Below are 1,569 nucleotides of genomic sequence, written 5' to 3'. Positions count from 1 at the left end.
GAGTCTGCTGGCAAAGGGTTCTGGCCGACGGTGGGCAAAATTGCGTTAGCCGACCTAGCTTTTGCCATTGATTCTATTTTAGCTGCGGTTGCTATAGCACTTGGACTTCCGGATTCACAGTTTGGAGAAATCGGTGGTATGGACGGAGGGCAGTTTGCAGTTGTAGTTCTTGGAGGGATTGCAGGTCTTATTTTAATCAAGTTTGCAGCGACCTGGTTTGTAAAACTCCTTGAAAAGCGACCTGCCCTAGAAACGACAGCATACGCCATTGTTGCCTGGGTAGGGGTGAAACTTGCTGTTATTACTTTTGCACATAAAGATATTGGTGTCTTAGATCCCCATTTTCCTCATAGCACCATCTGGACTCTAATTTTCTATGGAGTATTAGTTGGTATTGCTCTATTAGGTTGGTTTGCACCGGGCAATAAGTCATCAGAAAAATCATCGGCCTAGAAGGTAATCGAGTGTGATAATCACCCTGAATTCATCAATTAACCGTACTCTTTCCTTCCAAACGGATCCTCGCTTTAATATTTAAAAGCATGTTTAGATTTTATAGAAAAGTGAGTTATGTTGATTCAAGTGTAACCATCAAGTGCGTTAATCCRAGCTGGGTTAACGCACTTTTTAATTGAAATGGCTGCGCAAATGAACTTGGTTATTTTATTTATGATTTTTGTGCCTTTTGATAATCAGTAAAGCAGGAAATTAAGAAAATCCCAATAAAAAGACCGATAAGACTTTCTATTTGAACATCTTTTTCTCCAATTATTTGACCGTAAATTACCCTGAATATAACACCAACGAAAGAGAGAACAACAGCCTTGATGGTAATATGTAAAAAATTAATAAAATCACACCTTTTCACAAAATATAGTACCCGATTTTAAACGATTAAAAAGTTCTAGAAAGAAAGACTTACAATTTAAGGTTCATTTAAGGGTTACATATTACACCTAAAGGGATTTATTCTGCAATACAATAGAAGGTCAATTGCAAAAACAGGTGATTATTTTTGTTAGYTTTAGTATTCCTGTTTCTTTTTCTGGAATTTTTAAAAAATAACGAATAATTGTTTAAATGGAAATGATTTGGGAATATAATTCACAAGTCAAAAAAATGACAAGGAGGATGCAAACATGGCAAAGGGACTAGCTATGCACGAAACGCTAGAAGTTCATGAAATCTTAACGCTTAAAACATCATGTGTAACAAAAGGAACAGCGATGTTGGAATTGGTAGAGGATGAGGAATTAAAAAAGATTCTTGAAGAAGATGTTCAAACATCTACTGAAGCGATTAAAGAATTGAAAAAAATCTTAAAGAAAGCTCAATAAATAGGAGGGGTAGAAAAATGGCCACTAAAAGTACTCTTACTAAAACGTTAGATGATCTTGCTATTGCGACTGATTTATTATTATCAGCTAAGAATGGTGTACGAACATATGCGGTAGCGCTTACAGAAACGGCGACGCCCGAAGTTCGAAAGGTATTAAAAAAGCAATTAGATAAAGCCATCGAGCTTCATGAAAAGATTGCTCAATATATGATTGATAATGAAATGTATCA

3 protein-coding genes are annotated in these 1,569 nt (G+C 36.0%); all 3 read left to right on the top strand.

Annotated features, from left to right (window positions below; translation table 11 throughout):
* Positions 1–453 (top strand): TerC family protein (locus AC1DRF_RS27210; protein ID WP_477742210.1); only part of this gene is annotated, 453 nt, incomplete at its 5' end.
* 686 nt (positions 454–1,139) lie between these two features.
* Positions 1,140–1,337 carry a hypothetical protein gene (locus tag AC1DRF_RS27205; protein WP_016766364.1) on the top strand — a complete coding sequence of 66 codons (198 nt, stop codon included), beginning with the start codon at positions 1,140–1,142 and terminating at the stop codon, positions 1,335–1,337.
* Positions 1,338–1,354: 17 nt separating this feature from the next.
* The coding region (locus AC1DRF_RS27200) for a spore coat protein (protein WP_477742209.1) at positions 1,355–1,569 on the top strand (215 nt) is incomplete at its 3' end.

It is taken from the genome of Priestia sp. P5_B4, from assembly GCF_056400385.1.
The sequence above is the reverse complement of the archived record's forward strand: the minus strand, read 5'-3'. Positions and strand labels throughout refer to the sequence as shown.